This is a genomic window from Lewinella sp. IMCC34183, assembly GCF_003390915.1.
In the GTDB taxonomy this organism is placed as follows: domain Bacteria; phylum Bacteroidota; class Bacteroidia; order Chitinophagales; family Saprospiraceae; genus Neolewinella.
The window spans coordinates 294,527-307,515 of the sequence record NZ_QMEM01000004.1 but is presented as its reverse complement, the minus strand read 5'-3'; the positions used below and the strand labels follow the sequence as shown (position 1 = coordinate 307,515).

The 12,989-nt window shown below is 63.0% G+C and carries 11 protein-coding genes; 5 read left to right on the top strand and 6 right to left on the bottom strand.

Annotation, left to right across the window (positions count from 1 at the left end; all coding sequences use genetic code 11):
• Positions 1–173: 173 nt before the first annotated feature.
• The 3 genes from DQG19_RS11050 (at position 174) to DQG19_RS11040 (ending at position 3,869) form a co-directional block, all read left to right on the top strand.
• Positions 174–536, top strand: coding sequence for a BlaI/MecI/CopY family transcriptional regulator (locus DQG19_RS11050; protein ID WP_116126312.1), 363 nt, complete (start codon positions 174–176; stop codon positions 534–536).
• Positions 533–3,016, top strand: coding sequence for a M56 family metallopeptidase (locus DQG19_RS11045; protein ID WP_116126311.1), 2,484 nt, complete (start codon positions 533–535; stop codon positions 3,014–3,016). The genes DQG19_RS11050 and DQG19_RS11045 overlap by 4 nt, the downstream gene beginning before the upstream one ends.
• A gap of 178 nt (positions 3,017–3,194) precedes the next feature.
• Positions 3,195–3,869, top strand: a complete 675-nt coding sequence (locus tag DQG19_RS11040) for an endonuclease III domain-containing protein (protein WP_157974455.1) — start codon at positions 3,195–3,197, stop codon at positions 3,867–3,869.
• A 36-nt stretch (positions 3,870–3,905) separates the two neighbouring features.
• Here DQG19_RS11040 and DQG19_RS11035 read toward each other — a convergent pair whose 3' ends face one another.
• From DQG19_RS11035 to DQG19_RS11020, 4 genes are all read right to left on the bottom strand, one after another.
• The gene (locus DQG19_RS11035) at positions 3,906–4,319 is read right to left on the bottom strand and encodes a DUF6691 family protein (protein WP_116126309.1); all 414 of its coding nucleotides are present in this window, start codon (positions 4,317–4,319) and stop codon (positions 3,906–3,908) included.
• Positions 4,320–4,322: 3 nt separating this feature from the next.
• The gene (locus tag DQG19_RS11030) at positions 4,323–4,910 is read right to left on the bottom strand and encodes a YeeE/YedE family protein (RefSeq protein WP_116126459.1); all 588 of its coding nucleotides are present in this window, start codon (positions 4,908–4,910) and stop codon (positions 4,323–4,325) included.
• Between the two features lie 110 nt (positions 4,911–5,020).
• Entirely contained in the window at positions 5,021–5,872 is an 852-nt protein-coding gene (locus DQG19_RS11025; RefSeq protein ID WP_116126308.1) for an SDR family NAD(P)-dependent oxidoreductase, read from the bottom strand.
• Between the two features lie 32 nt (positions 5,873–5,904).
• Positions 5,905–8,115 carry a patatin-like phospholipase family protein gene (locus DQG19_RS11020; protein WP_116126307.1) on the bottom strand — a complete coding sequence of 737 codons (2,211 nt, stop codon included), beginning with the start codon at positions 8,113–8,115 and terminating at the stop codon, positions 5,905–5,907.
• A 109-nt stretch (positions 8,116–8,224) separates the two neighbouring features.
• Here DQG19_RS11020 and DQG19_RS11015 point away from each other — a divergent pair, with 109 nt between their 5' ends.
• Together DQG19_RS11015 and hemB are read left to right on the top strand one after the other, a co-directional pair.
• On the top strand, positions 8,225–10,474 hold the full coding sequence (locus DQG19_RS11015) for a hypothetical protein (RefSeq protein WP_157974454.1): 2,250 nt from the start codon (positions 8,225–8,227) through the stop codon (positions 10,472–10,474).
• A gap of 200 nt (positions 10,475–10,674) precedes the next feature.
• Positions 10,675–11,664, top strand: a complete 990-nt coding sequence (gene hemB / locus DQG19_RS11010) for a porphobilinogen synthase (protein ID WP_116126305.1) — start codon at positions 10,675–10,677, stop codon at positions 11,662–11,664.
• Between the two features lie 13 nt (positions 11,665–11,677).
• Here hemB and DQG19_RS11005 read toward each other — a convergent pair whose 3' ends face one another.
• Both DQG19_RS11005 and rsmI read right to left on the bottom strand, forming a co-directional pair.
• Positions 11,678–12,298: a hypothetical protein gene (locus DQG19_RS11005; protein WP_116126304.1), complete on the bottom strand. Its 621-nt coding sequence runs from the start codon at positions 12,296–12,298 to the stop codon at positions 11,678–11,680.
• An 11-nt stretch (positions 12,299–12,309) separates the two neighbouring features.
• Entirely contained in the window at positions 12,310–12,975 is a 666-nt protein-coding gene (gene rsmI, locus DQG19_RS11000; protein WP_116126303.1) for a 16S rRNA (cytidine(1402)-2'-O)-methyltransferase, read from the bottom strand.
• Positions 12,976–12,989: the final 14 nt, after the last annotated feature.

Below are 12,989 nucleotides of genomic sequence, written 5' to 3'. Positions count from 1 at the left end.
CGATGTGCAGTTGACCGGGCAATTCATCACCACAAAATAGCATCATCTCACCCAAAAAAGGCGAAAACGAGCGCGTACATCGGATGTGCGCCACATCCGATGTGCAAAATACTAACGCATTAGTTGAAATACTAAGATATTAGTATTATACTTGTACTAATCAATTAGTAGACATGCAAAAGCTAGCCCGGCGCGAAGCCCAACTGATGGAAGTCCTCTGGCGACTCAAGAAGGCCTTTGTCAAGGAGATCATCGAGGAACTACCCGATCCCAAACCGCACTACAATACCGTTTCCACCATGGTGAAGATCCTGGAAGAAAAAGGTTTCGTGGCCCACGAGAAACTGGGCAACGCCTACCGCTTCTTTCCCGTCGTTGCGGAGGAGGAGTACCAGAAGAAAGCCGTGGACGACGTCGTGAAGCGCTTCTTCGACAACTCGCCCATGAAGCTCGTCAACTACTTCGCGAAGGAGCAGCAGCTCGACCCCTCGGAGCTGGAGCGCCTCATCCGCCTCATTAAAGACCAGGAATCATGATCTATCCCGTCCATGTTGCCCTCCTGCTGGCGGCCTGCTACCTGTACTATCAGTACGTACTGCGCACCGAGACCTTTTTCCGCCTTAACCGTTGGCTGCTGCTGGGGGGGATGGCTGCCTGTTTCCTGCTGCCGCTGGTGACGGTGCCGGCCGGCCTGTCGCTGCGGACGGCCACAGGGGGAGTAGCCCCGCGACTTACGGCCTTTCCCCTGGCCGTGGCTCCCGCCGCACTCCTGGAAGTAGCGGACCCCGCGACGGCAACAACCCGCGGGCAGTCAAGTATGCAAGACCCAAAGCGTACCTACGCCGCACCAGCCAAGGTTGCCGCTTCGGATAGTAACCCCGCACCTGCGTCCGCGCAAACAGCCGTTGCCGTGGCCCCCGCCTGGTACACGGACCTGGACTGGAGAGGCCTCCTGGGCTACGCCTACCTGCTGGGCGTGGTGGTACTGGGATTGCAATTCCTGATGCAGCTAGTAGGTGTGCTGCGAACGATCCGCCGGTCACCCGGCTACCGGATGGACGACCTGTATATCGTGGAGATCGAAGAAGATGCCGCACCCTATTCCTTCTGGAACCGGGTTTTTCTGAACCCTGACGGATACGATCCCGCTACCCGCGACCGGATCCTGGAACACGAGCGGGTACACGTACACGGGCGGCATAGCGTCGACCTCATTCTGGCCGAACTGCTCATCGTCGTGCAGTGGTGCAACCCCTTCGCCTGGCTATATCGCCGCGCCGTGGAAAACAACCTGGAATACCTGACCGACGCTGAGGTCCTGCGCCGCGGTGCCGACCCGGTAGGCTACCAACTCAGCCTCCTGCAGGTGGCCGTACCCCGGCACGCCCGGGGGCTGGTCACCAACTACAACCAACACTTTCTCGAACAACGAATCAAAATGATGAAGACCAAAAGATCCTCCAACCGGGTCGCCTGGAAGTACCTGGCCCTGCCTGGACTCCTCCTCTTCTCGCTGAGCTCCTTTAATGCAGTGGCGCAGCAGACGACACCCGATACCCTCGACCGTCCCTACGGTAACCGGGCACCCTTGCCGCCGCCCCTACCTCCATCCGCCCCCGCGCCGCCGCCCGCACCTTCCGCTCCGGTGCCCCCACCTCCGGCTCCGGCACCCCCGCCGCCCGCGCCGGCACCGCCACCGCTACCGGAAGGCGTAACCCAGGTCCGCAGCTGGACGGCCGAAGTGACCGGCAACGAGGTCTGCTTCACCTTCCGGGAACGGAACGACGGAGACGGGAACAGTTACAATTTCCAGACCGATCGCTGCTTCGACAGGGCGGTGCTGGGAACCCTGCCGGGGAACAGCATCGGTGAGTTTTCCCTGAACCGCGAAGCCGGTACGCTGACGCTGCGCGGGACCTTCGAGAACGGCATGGGTACCGGCACCTACAGCTTTGTCTCCTCCGCCGACTACAAGCGCATGCTCGCGGATCGCGGGTACGGCAAGTACGCCAACCGGGAACTGACGCTTTTCTTCCTGAACGACATCACCGCGGGGTACCTCGACTACCTGGAGCGGGAGCAGTTCAACCCCAACCACGACGAACTGATGCAGCTGGCGATCTTCGACATCGGCGAGCAGACCATGAAGGCGGTACTGGCCGACCTGGATGCGGCCGGCTACGAACGACCGGAACTGGAAGGGTTGATCCAGTTGCGCATCTTCAACATCAACGCCGCCTACGTGAAAGCACTTTCCGAAGCGGGATATTCCGGCCTGACCCTGGAAAACGTGGTGCAGGCCAAGATCCACGGGCTATCGCCGACCTTCCTGAAGGAGATGGCGGGCCTGGGCTTTGGAGACGTGCCCTTCGAGCAGGTCCTGCAACTGGCCATCCACAGCGTGACGCCCGCCTACGTAGCGGAACTGGCCGCCGCGGGCTACGGCAATCTCAGCGCCGAGGAGATTATCGCCGCCAAGATCCATAACGTACAACCTGAGTACGTATGGGCAATGGAGCGCGCGGGCTTCGCCGACCTTACATTGGAGGAAGTGCGGAATGCCTCCATCCACGGGGTCGACCCGGATTACCTGAAGGAGCTTTCCGACCTCGGCTTCGCGAACCTGACGATCGAAGACGTGATCGGGGCGAAAATCCACGGCGTCAACGCCCGGCAGGCCAAGCAGATGATGGAAGCGGGGCTGGAGATCGACAATTTGGAGCAACTGATGAATTATAGCATCCATCGGGTGACTCCGGACCTTGTGGTTGGGCTGCGCGACCTGGGGTATACCGAGCTGAAGGGTGAGGACTTCGTTAACGCCCGCATTCACGGCATCACGCCGGACTTCGTCGCCTCCTACGCCGACCTGGGGTACGGCAAAATTTCCTTCGATACGCTCACGAATCTGCGCATCCACCACGTCACTCCGGAATTCATTAAAAAGAACCGCCGGGAGGGCGATACCCTGGAAGACCTGATTAACTATTCCATCGTGCGGTCTTCGCGGCGGTAGGGGTTTTGCACATCGGATGTGCACCACATCCGATGTACGGCATCCATACGTGTACCGAATACGCGGCTTCATCACCTGGAAAATTCGAAATCGACGGAGCACATCGGATGTCCCGGACATCCGATGTGCCAAACATCCGGTCGCCCCGCCACCTATAGAGGGGCCCGACGCCCTGACCATGCCCGACACCGATACCCTGCCCCAGCTCGACTACCTCATCTCCATCCTGCAGGAAACCTACGGCCGGCAGACCCGCTACAGTACCAAGTCGGCCCTCGATCAGCTGATCGCCACTACCCTGAGCCAGCGCACTAACTACGCCGACGAAAAGGCCGCCTACGACAAGCTGCTGGCAACCTTCGGCGACTGGGGCGGGGTCGCAGGTGCAACGGTCGCGGAAATCGAGGATTGTATCCAGACCACCCGCTGGCCGGAGATCAAGGCCCCACGCATTAAGGAAATACTTACGTACGTCATCGGTACCTACGGCAACAACCTCGACCGGCTACTGACCGAGATGCCCGTCGAAGAGGCCCAGGCGCTACTCATGGAGCTGCCCGGCGTAGGCTTCAAGACCGCCACTTTCGTACTCCTGTTTTCCCTGCGCCGGCCCGTGTTGCCAGTAGATACCCACGTACACCGGGTGAGTACCCGCTTCGGGATCCTGCCGGAGAAGATCAGCCAGGCCAAATCACACGGCGCGCTACTGGAGATGTTGCCCGCCGACGCCGACGAACTCCTCAACTTTCACAAGTTGCTGTTCAAGCACGGGCAGCGGGTGTGCACCTACTCCCACCCGAAGTGTGGCAATTGCGTGGTGCGTGAGCGGTGCCGGTACTTCGCGAGTCACTGAGCACATCGGATGTCCCGGACATCCGATGTGCAAAACTCAGTGCGGCAGCCGCGGCCGCAGCAAGCCGTATACGTAGGTACCCAGCACCGCGCTGGCAATGACCAGCAGGATCGTCCAGATGCCCTGGCCGAGCAGGGTAAACAGCGGACCCGGGCACGCCCCCGTCATCGCCCAGCCGAAGCCGAACAGGATGCCGCCCAGGATGTACCGCTTGTAGGTGTGCGCCTTGGGCTTGAGGCGCAATTCGCTGCCGTCGACGGCGTGGATATCAAAGCGCTTCAGCAGGGACACGAAGAGGGCCCCCACCACCACGGCCACGCCGATGATGCCGTACATATGGAAGCTTTCAAAGCGGAACATTTCCTGGATGCGAAACCAGGACACGGCCTCCGATTTGGTCATCACGATGCCGAAAATGGTACCGACGAGCAGGTAGACTAGAAATTTCATGGCTTACTGGCTTAGGTAGGGGAGGAGTGAGGGAAGGATCAGCCACGTCATGACCAGTCCTCCGATAAAAAAGCCGATCACGGCTACCAGGCTGGGCAACTGCAGGTTGGCCAGTCCGCTGATCGCGTGGCCGGAGGTGCAGCCCCCCGCCCAGCGGGCCCCGAAGCCGATCAGGAAGCCACCCACCACCAGGAACAGCCAGTTTGCCGGGCGCAGCAGCCGCTCCATGTCGTAAAGTTCGGCGGGGACGAAGCCCGCCCCGTCCGGGTAGCTGATGCCCACCGAATGCAGGTAGCCAGTCGTTTCCGCCGAGATAGCCACCGGCTCCGGATTGGCTAATACCGTCGTGGCAATAAACCCACCCAGTACCGCGCCGCCGGCGAAGACCAGGTTCCAGGTCTGGGCGCGCCAGTCGATCCGGAAAAAGTCGGACGAACGGCCTGCCCCCGCCAGGGTACACATGGTACGCAGGTTGGAGCTGACGCCAAATTCTTTGCCGAGGAGTAACAGGACCAGCATGGTCACCGCGATCAAAAAACCGCTTACCGACCAGTGCCAGGGTTGAGAGATAAAATCCAGGATTGCTTGCATACGGGTGGTATACACCGCAGCGGGGGAGGGGTTGCCCGGATATATGAAGGTTTCGTCATATTACGGTCGTTCTTGGGGAGCGGGTCCGTCCGACGTCCGGAACCAACGCCTTATCCCCCCTTTTCTGATGAGCCTTGCACCTGCGGCCCCGCCAGAAAGCGGTTGCGATCGAGCCAGCGGGCCAGTACCGACTCGTAGCGCGCCGGCAGCAGGCGGGTCACCTTGTCGATCCAGTAGGCGTCGCGGCCGATGAGGATGCGCGACTTCCGCTTTTCGATGCCGGCGATGATCTGCCGCGCGGCCTCGGCGGCGGTGGTCTTGGCCTGTTTTTCGAAGGTACGGATGAAGCGTTCCCGTTCTCGTGGGTCGTCGATCTCCACGTTGCGGTGAATGTTGGTGGCGATCCCGCCGGGATGTACGCAGCAGACGTGCAGGTGCCCTCTCATCTCCACGCGCAATGTCTCGGTGAAGCCACGCACCGCGAACTTGCTCGTATTGTAGGGCCCCGATCCGGGGAAGGCGAACAGCCCGAAAACGCTGCTGACGTTGACCAGGCTGGCGCCCGGCTGCTGGCGCAGGTAAGGGAGGAAAGCCAGCGAACCGTAGATCACTCCCCACAGGTTCACGCGGAGGGTCCGCTCGTAGGCCTCGACGCGGGTATGCACGACCGCCTGCTGCCGTACGCTGAAGCCCGCATTGTTAACGACGACGTCCACCCGACCCAGCTCCTCGTTCACGGCGGTAGCAAAGTGCTGCATAGCCTCCCGGTCGCCCACGTCGAAGGCCCGACGGAGCCCCCGCGTCCGCTCCGGCAGCTCAGCCCAGGTCTCGTCCAGGGCGTCCTCCTTCAGGTCGTTGAGGGCGAGCACGGCCCCGCAGGCGGCGAGCTGCCAGGCGAGTTCGCGGCCGATGCCGGATCCGGCGCCGGTGATGACGACCACCTTTCCGTTGAAATCTTTCATATCCGCAAGGTAGCGCGCCGGTGGCCGCCGCGCTAGAACCAGTGGCCCAGGTAGAAATAGAGTGCCCCGCCCGAGGTGCCGGCACCGTACACCAGCTCGATGGGGCCGAGGGGCGTGTCCAGTCCGTAGCTCACCACTCCCGCCCCGATGTAGCTTTTGTCGATCGAGCTCGGTACGTTGTACGGATTGCCGATGCGCGCGCCGCGCGCGCCCAGGTGCAAATAGTGATTGCTGAAAAGGCGCTGCCGCCAGAACACCTCGGCCATGAGCAGGTTGTTGCCGCTGGCCTCGGCGAAGTCGAGGCTCGGGAACGGCTTGAAGTTGTTCATAAGCTTGCGGTTGGTACTGCCGAGGTAGTAGCGGTAGGGCAGCGCCGAGCGGCCGGTGAACCCCCCGAGGCTCATTTCGATCCCCAGCGACGCTTTTTCGGCCAGGGGGATCATGCCCAGGAAGTCCACGTCGGCGTTGTAGGCCCAGCCCGGCACGCCGTTGGAGACGTCACGGATGGCCCGTGCCTCGGCGTCGATCGTGAAGCCGCGCAGGGGGAAGTGGGGCCGGTCCAGCTTGTCGTAACGCAGGTAAATCTTGGGTACGAAGTAGAAGTCGTCCTCCAACGTGAAGAGTTGGGCGGTGTCCACCTCCTGTATCTGGTCGGAGCCCGTCACGTAGTACTTTAGTTCGGCGGCGATGCCGGTAAAGCTGTTGTGCGTTTGCCGGATATCCCAGTACAGTTCCGCGTTCCAGTCGGAAAAGCGGAAATCCACTCGGTCCAGCACGATCCCCAGTTCGTCGTTGCGTATGTCGTCGACGTCGAAGCCCACGTCGGCATAGTCGTGGCGGCTGCGGAGGCCGAAGGCGGAGCCGTTGATGCGGTTGACCCGATAGTCGAAGCGGTAGCGCAGGCGCTCGCCCGCGATCAGGTCGAGGCTGGTGGTGGAGTTGTCCACGATCTGGTCGAAGAGCGTCAGGTTCAGCAGCAGGTTGGCGCGGTATACGGGGTCGTAGTGCAGGCCCAGTCGCGCCTGCTGTCCGAAGGCGGGCAGTTGCTCGAAGATCAGTTCCAGCGCCACCTTTTCACTCTCTTCGTCGATGTACTCCCAGCGGTAGTTGATGTTGGCATAGCGGCCGGTGACGTGCAGGTCGGTCAGCCCCTGCCGAAAGTCTTCCCAGCTGATCTTTCCGGGCAGCTGGTCGTCGAAGAAGCTTAGGATCTGCCGGTCGCTTAGTTCTTCGCTTCCGCTGATCTTGAGCGTGCCTACGTTCAGGTATTCGGGGATTTGCACGTCGCTCGTATCGCGGGTGCTGCGGTTGGCCCGCTGGGTGGCGGCCAGGGAATCCAGCGTGGGCTTCAGTTCCAGGGCGGCCAGGTAGCCGGCGTTGATGAGGGTGTCGATGTCACTGAAGCTGAGTACGGTGAAGCCGTCCAGGGCGGGCTTGATGTCGAGGTCGGTCACCTCGTACTGTTCGAGGTTGCGGCGGTTGGCCTGGAAGAAGGCGATCTGCATGATGAGGTCGGCCACACTGCTGATCTCGTCGGCCTTCAGGGGGTCCGCCTCCACGCTCACGCCCAGCACGTAGTCCATCCCCTTCTCCTTCACTTCCTCGGCCGGGTAGTTATTGGAGACGCCGCCGTCGGTGAGCAGGTGTCCGTTCAGCTCGTAGGGGCTCAGCACGCCGGGCAGGGCGGCACTGGCGCGCATGGCCTCGGCCAGCATACCCTCCTCGATGACGAGGGCGTCGCCGCTTTCGATGTCGGTGGCTACGGCCAGGAAGGGAATGGGCAGGTCGTCGAAGTCGCGGATGTGACCCACGTCCGCCGTCCAGTTGGAGAAGAGGTCGTGGACCCGCTGCCCGTCCGACAGGGCCGTGGGCAGCTGGATGCTGAAGTCCTGCATGGAAATCGACAGCAGGTACTTTTCGTTGTAGAGCTTTTCGTAGATGGTGCGGTCCTCGCGTTCCACGGCGTCCTGCAGCTCGTCCATGATGTCAATGCTGCGCAGCAGTTGCTCGAGCTGGTCGGCGCTGTAGCCGGCCGCGTACAGTCCGCCGACCACCGCCCCCATGCTGGTACCGCCGATGTAGTCGATGCGTACGCCGCTCTCCTCGATCACGCGCAGGGCCCCGATGTGGGCGTAGCCCTTCGCGCCGCCCCCGCTCAGTACCAAGCCTACCTTTGTATCACCCTGGGCGCGTACGCAGGTGCAGAGCATACAGGTCAGGAGCAGAGCTAAGGTGGCTTTCATCGGAAAAAAGGTGGCGGGGAGCGGGTGGTCAGACAAGATTAGTGATTTTTACGCTAGGTGCCGGGCCGGCGTCAGCGGTCGATGCCCGTGGCGGAGTACCTTGGCGGTTATGCTACGGCCCACCGCGTGTTTGCTGCTCCTGCTCGGACTCGCCCACCTGTACGGCGGGGGACAATGCACCCCGCTGCCCCCTACGGAAACGTATGATTTTCTCAATCCGCGGGTCATCGACTTTGATTCCCGTCTCGCGCCCTTCTTCCTGCACTTTGGGGGAGCCTACCGCGAGCAGCTCGAGCAGCCGTACCGGCAGCAGCGCCGCGATAACGTGGCGGAGTGGCACGAGCGGTTCTGCGACCAGGCCGACGCTGAAGAGATCGATGCCGTCGTGTACGGCGACAACCTCAATCAGCTGGAAATCCTGCTCCGGCTCATGGGCCGCGAGGACGCCCGCGTGGCCGACCTGCCCCCGGGCCTGCAGGCCAACGGCTTTGCCCGCCACCTGCTGGAGGCCCGCTGCCGCGAAGTGACCGAGTACCTCATCTACGCCAAGCGGGTGGAGCCTTTCGTCGTAGCGCCGGACGATGCCTTTGCCGAGCGGAACATCTCCCGCGCCGACATGGAAGACCTGCTGACGGAGGGCCTCGACCGCTTCCCCCGCCTCGAGAGCCACTACGTACGCCTGCGCTATGCCTACCAGCTGATCCGCTTGGCCCACTACCTGAAGGAGTACGCCTACGTACTGGAACTCTACGATTACCTCATGCCCAAGGTGGACGCCAACCCGAGTCTGCTCGACGACTGGATCGAGGGGCACCGCGCGGGAGCCCTGCAGGCATTGGGCGACTATCCGCAGTCGGCCTACCTCTTCAGCCGCATCTTCGAGCGGAGCCCGAGCAAGCGGGAAAGCGCCTACTACAGCTTCGCGATCCAGACCGACGAGCAGTGGCGGCAGGCCCTGCTCCTCTGCCAGAACGACCACGAGCGGGCCATGATGTATGTCCTGCGGGCCCACGACGGGCGGGCGGTCGTGTTGGAGGAACTGCGGCACATCTATGCCTTCGAACCCACCAACCGGGCCCTGGAACTGCTCACCATGCGCGAGTTGCAGGAGCTCGAGCGCGAGCTGCTGGGCAGTAACCTGCGGCCCGCGGGGCCCCCGGAAGCGGCCGAGGCCCGGGCCGTGGAAATGCAGGCCTTCGTCAATAGCGTGATCGAGGATGGGCTGACCGAGCAACCGGAATTCTGGCGACTGGCCCGTGGGGTGCTGGAATTGCTGGTGGGGGATTACTTCTACGCCGACCGCACGCTGGCCACCCTCGGACAGGATACGGAGAGCGACAGCCTGCAGCAGCAGGTGGCCATCCTTCGCGACGTGATCGACGTGCTGGAGCTGAGTCAGGTGAGCGATTCGGTGGAAATCCACTACTACGGCCTGCTCACCGATCCGGAGACGCAACAACGCTACCCGGATTTCCGGGAGCTGGTCAACCGCAAGCTCGAGGCGATCTACCTGCGCACCGGCCGCGAGGCGAAGGCCAACCTGATGCGCTACGGCTTCGACGCCATCGCGAAGAACCCCGCTATCGAATCGTTGCTCGCCCTGGAGCGGCTTACCGACAGCCTGAACCGCAACCGCTTCGACCGGGCCCTCTTCACCGACCGCATCGGGGCCCATCCCGCCGACGACCTCAACAACCTGCTCGGTAACCACTACCTGCAACGCGGGCAGTGGAAGGCCGCCCTTGAGATCTACCGGCGCATCACGCCCGGCCGCATCGATGAATATGGCCGCTACGCCCCCTTCGTCCGCCAGCTCAACGACCGGGTCAACTTCTCGCCGCCCGCCGATGCGGCGACCTACAACAAGGTGCAGTTGCTCGACCGCCTCAATGCCCTGGAGGAAGAAGCCGACCAGAGCACCAACGATACCCTGGCGGCGCGCAATTACTTCAACATCGGGCTGGCGCTCTACAACCTGACCTACTTCAGCTACAACTGGCCCTTCGCCGACGTCTTCCGTTCGGGGACCAGTGCCGCCCGCGCCGCCGCGCGACGGGACCCCACTAGCGTTTTCTCCAATCCCAATGCACCCCTCGGCAACCTCGAGCACTTCAGCATGGACCAGCCGCTCTACTACTTCGAGCGGGCCCTGCGCCGCGCCCCGGACCGGGAGGCCGCCGCCCTGGCCACCTACTACGCCGCCAAGGCCGAGCGCAACCAGCACTATGCCCTGGGGCGGCCGGGCGGGGCGCGGCCGTTCACCTACTTCGGAATTCTGGCGGACAACTACGCCGACACCGATTTCTACGAGGAGCTCATCGCGGAATGCCGCACCTTCGCCTGGTACGTAAGTCGCTGATCCCCCGACATCGGATGTCCCGGACATCCGATGTCGGGGGAGGGAGTGACAGAATTACGTCAAGAAACACCGCAAGGCCCCATGATTGCTGGGTTTGCTAATCCTTCCCGGGGTCTGGCGGTTCCCTTTTTCCTGCTTACCGCCCCCCGGACATCGGATGTGGAACACATCCGATGTCCGGGGGGCTCAACCATCACGCTATGCTTTCCCGCCCCCGCCGTAACCGCTCTTCCGCCGCCGTCCGCGGCCTAGTCCGTGAAACGGAACTGACGGCCGGCCACCTGGTGCAGCCCATCTTTCTGATGCCCGACGCCAAGGCGCGGCTGGCCATCCCGAGCCTGCCAGGCACTTACCGACTGGGCATTGACGAAGTACTCCGCGAGATCGAGCAGTGCGGCGAAGTGGGCCTCCATAGCTTCATGATGTTTCCCGCCGTGCCGGAGGAGCACAAGGACAAGACCGGCACGTATGCCACCGCCGAGCAGAATTTCTACCTGCACGCCGCGCGGGCGATCAAGGACCGCTTTCCCGAGGTGTGCCTGATCTCCGACGCCGCCCTTGATCCCTACAGCACCGACGGGCACGACGGCGTGGTCATCAATGGCAAGATCCACAATGACGAGAGCCTGAAATTGCTGGACGCCATGGCGGTAGCCCAGGCGCAGGCGGGCTTCGACGTTATCGGACCCAGCGATATGATGGACGGCCGCGTAGGCAGTATGCGTCGCGCCCTCGACGGAGCCGGACTCACCGACACCTCCATCATGTCGTACACAGCCAAGTACGCCAGTGCCTTCTACGGGCCCTTCCGCGATGCCCTGGACAGCGCGCCGCGACAGCTCGCGGATGTACCCGCCGACAAGAAGACCTACCAGATGGACCCCGCCAACGCCCGCGAGGCCCTGCGCGAGGGCGCCCTCGACGCCGCGGAGGGCGCGGACTACCTCATGGTAAAGCCCGCCCTGAACTACCTTGACATCATCTGGCGGCTGCACGAGGCGCACCCTCTGCCCATCGCCGCTTACCACGTGTCGGGGGAGTGCGCCATGCTGCTGGCCGCCGCCGACAAGGGCTGGCTGGACTACGAGCAGGCGGCCACCGAGGCCCTGGTGAGCATACGTCGGGCAGGCGCGGACGTGATCATCAGCTACTTCGCCAAGGACTACGCACGGTGGCAGCGCGGTGCGTAGCGGACGGGGGGTGCTAAGCTTCCAGCGCCTCCAGCAGGTCGTCGAGGTCGTCGAAGCTTTTGTAACCGACCTTTTCTTCGCTGCTGCCCCGCAGGGCCAGTCCGGGTAACACCGCCGCGGCCTCATCAACCTCATCAACGTCAATGTCAAGGTGCAGGAAGGCCTCCCGGTCGCCCAGTACGCGCTGCAGCTCACCGAGCGAGAAGGGGCTACCCTCGGCCAGGTCGGTGAACGCGATGCCGCCGTCGGCTACATCCAGAAGAATGGTCCCGCTGGTCTCGGAGAGGCGCTCCTTCACGTCTGACACGGAGTGGTACCCGGCAACGGGAATGCGAGTCAGCACCTCGATACCCGCCTGCCGGAAGGGGGCGGCGTCCGTCCCGTACGGGAGCAACAAGTGGGAAACCCCCGCCGCGGCCAATTCCTCGGGAGAAACCTCCGCACCCGCGTCCGCGCCTAGCTCGGCTACGCAGACGGGGCCCTCGACCCATTCGCGGATGGCCAGAAAATCGGTGAGGGACAGGCCGTCCGCAGTGCCCAGGGAGAAGCACAGGTAGCGCGCGTTCCAGGCGGCGAAATAGCGGGCATCGGTCAGGTGCGTCAGGCCGAAGGCGAGAAGGGGGAGGGATAACATCGGGGATATACTTATTTACCGGCAACGACGACCACGATCTCGCCCTTCACCTTGCCGCGGGCGGTGTAGTCGGCTCGTAGTTCGGCAAGGGGGGCGGTGGTGATCTCTTCGAATTTTTTGGAAATCTCACGGGCTACGCACGCTTGCCGGTCGGGTCCGCAGTGCTCTTCCAGCTGGCCCAGCAGCTTGGCGATGCGATGGGGGCTTTCGTAGAGGACGAAGGTATTCGGCAGCTCGGCGAGGTAGGTCAGGCGGGTTTGCCGTCCTTTTTTATGCGGCAGGAAGCCCTCGAAGTGGAAGCGGTCGCAGGGGATGCCACTGGCCGCCAGGGCGGGCACGAAGGCCGCGGGTCCGGGCAGGCAACTCACTTCGATGCCCGCCTCCCGGCAGGCACGGACCAACAAAAAGCCCGGATCGCTGATGCCGGGCGTGCCGGCGTCAGTGATCAGGGCGTAGTCGGAACCGTTCTTGAGTTCCGTAACAAGCTGTTCTACCAGCGCGTGTTCGTTATGGGCGTGGTACGCCCGCAGGGGCGTCTCGATGCCGTAATGCTGGAGGAGCGGACGCGAGGTCCGCGTGTCTTCGGCGAGGACCAGATCGACCTCACCGAGCAGGCGACGGGCCCGCTCGGTGATGTCTTCCCGGTTGCCAATGGGAGTGGGAATTAGGTAAAGCACGGGCGCAAAGGTCG

What these genes read in the sequence shown, in the direction of transcription:
- DQG19_RS11050 (WP_116126312.1), top strand. Translation starts at nt 174, where the DNA reads ATGCAAAAGCTAGCCCGGCGCGAAGCCCAACTGATGGAAGTCCTCTGG.
- DQG19_RS11045 (WP_116126311.1), top strand. Translation starts at nt 533, where the DNA reads ATGATCTATCCCGTCCATGTTGCCCTCCTGCTGGCGGCCTGCTACCTG.
- DQG19_RS11040 (WP_157974455.1), top strand. Translation starts at nt 3,195, where the DNA reads ATGCCCGACACCGATACCCTGCCCCAGCTCGACTACCTCATCTCCATC.
- DQG19_RS11035 (WP_116126309.1), bottom strand. Translation starts at nt 4,319, where the DNA reads ATGAAATTTCTAGTCTACCTGCTCGTCGGTACCATTTTCGGCATCGTG.
- DQG19_RS11030 (WP_116126459.1), bottom strand. Translation starts at nt 4,910, where the DNA reads ATGCAAGCAATCCTGGATTTTATCTCTCAACCCTGGCACTGGTCGGTA.
- DQG19_RS11025 (WP_116126308.1), bottom strand. Translation starts at nt 5,872, where the DNA reads ATGAAAGATTTCAACGGAAAGGTGGTCGTCATCACCGGCGCCGGATCC.
- DQG19_RS11020 (WP_116126307.1), bottom strand. Translation starts at nt 8,115, where the DNA reads ATGAAAGCCACCTTAGCTCTGCTCCTGACCTGTATGCTCTGCACCTGC.
- DQG19_RS11015 (WP_157974454.1), top strand. Translation starts at nt 8,225, where the DNA reads ATGCTACGGCCCACCGCGTGTTTGCTGCTCCTGCTCGGACTCGCCCAC.
- hemB (WP_116126305.1), top strand. Translation starts at nt 10,675, where the DNA reads ATGCTTTCCCGCCCCCGCCGTAACCGCTCTTCCGCCGCCGTCCGCGGC.
- DQG19_RS11005 (WP_116126304.1), bottom strand. Translation starts at nt 12,298, where the DNA reads ATGTTATCCCTCCCCCTTCTCGCCTTCGGCCTGACGCACCTGACCGAT.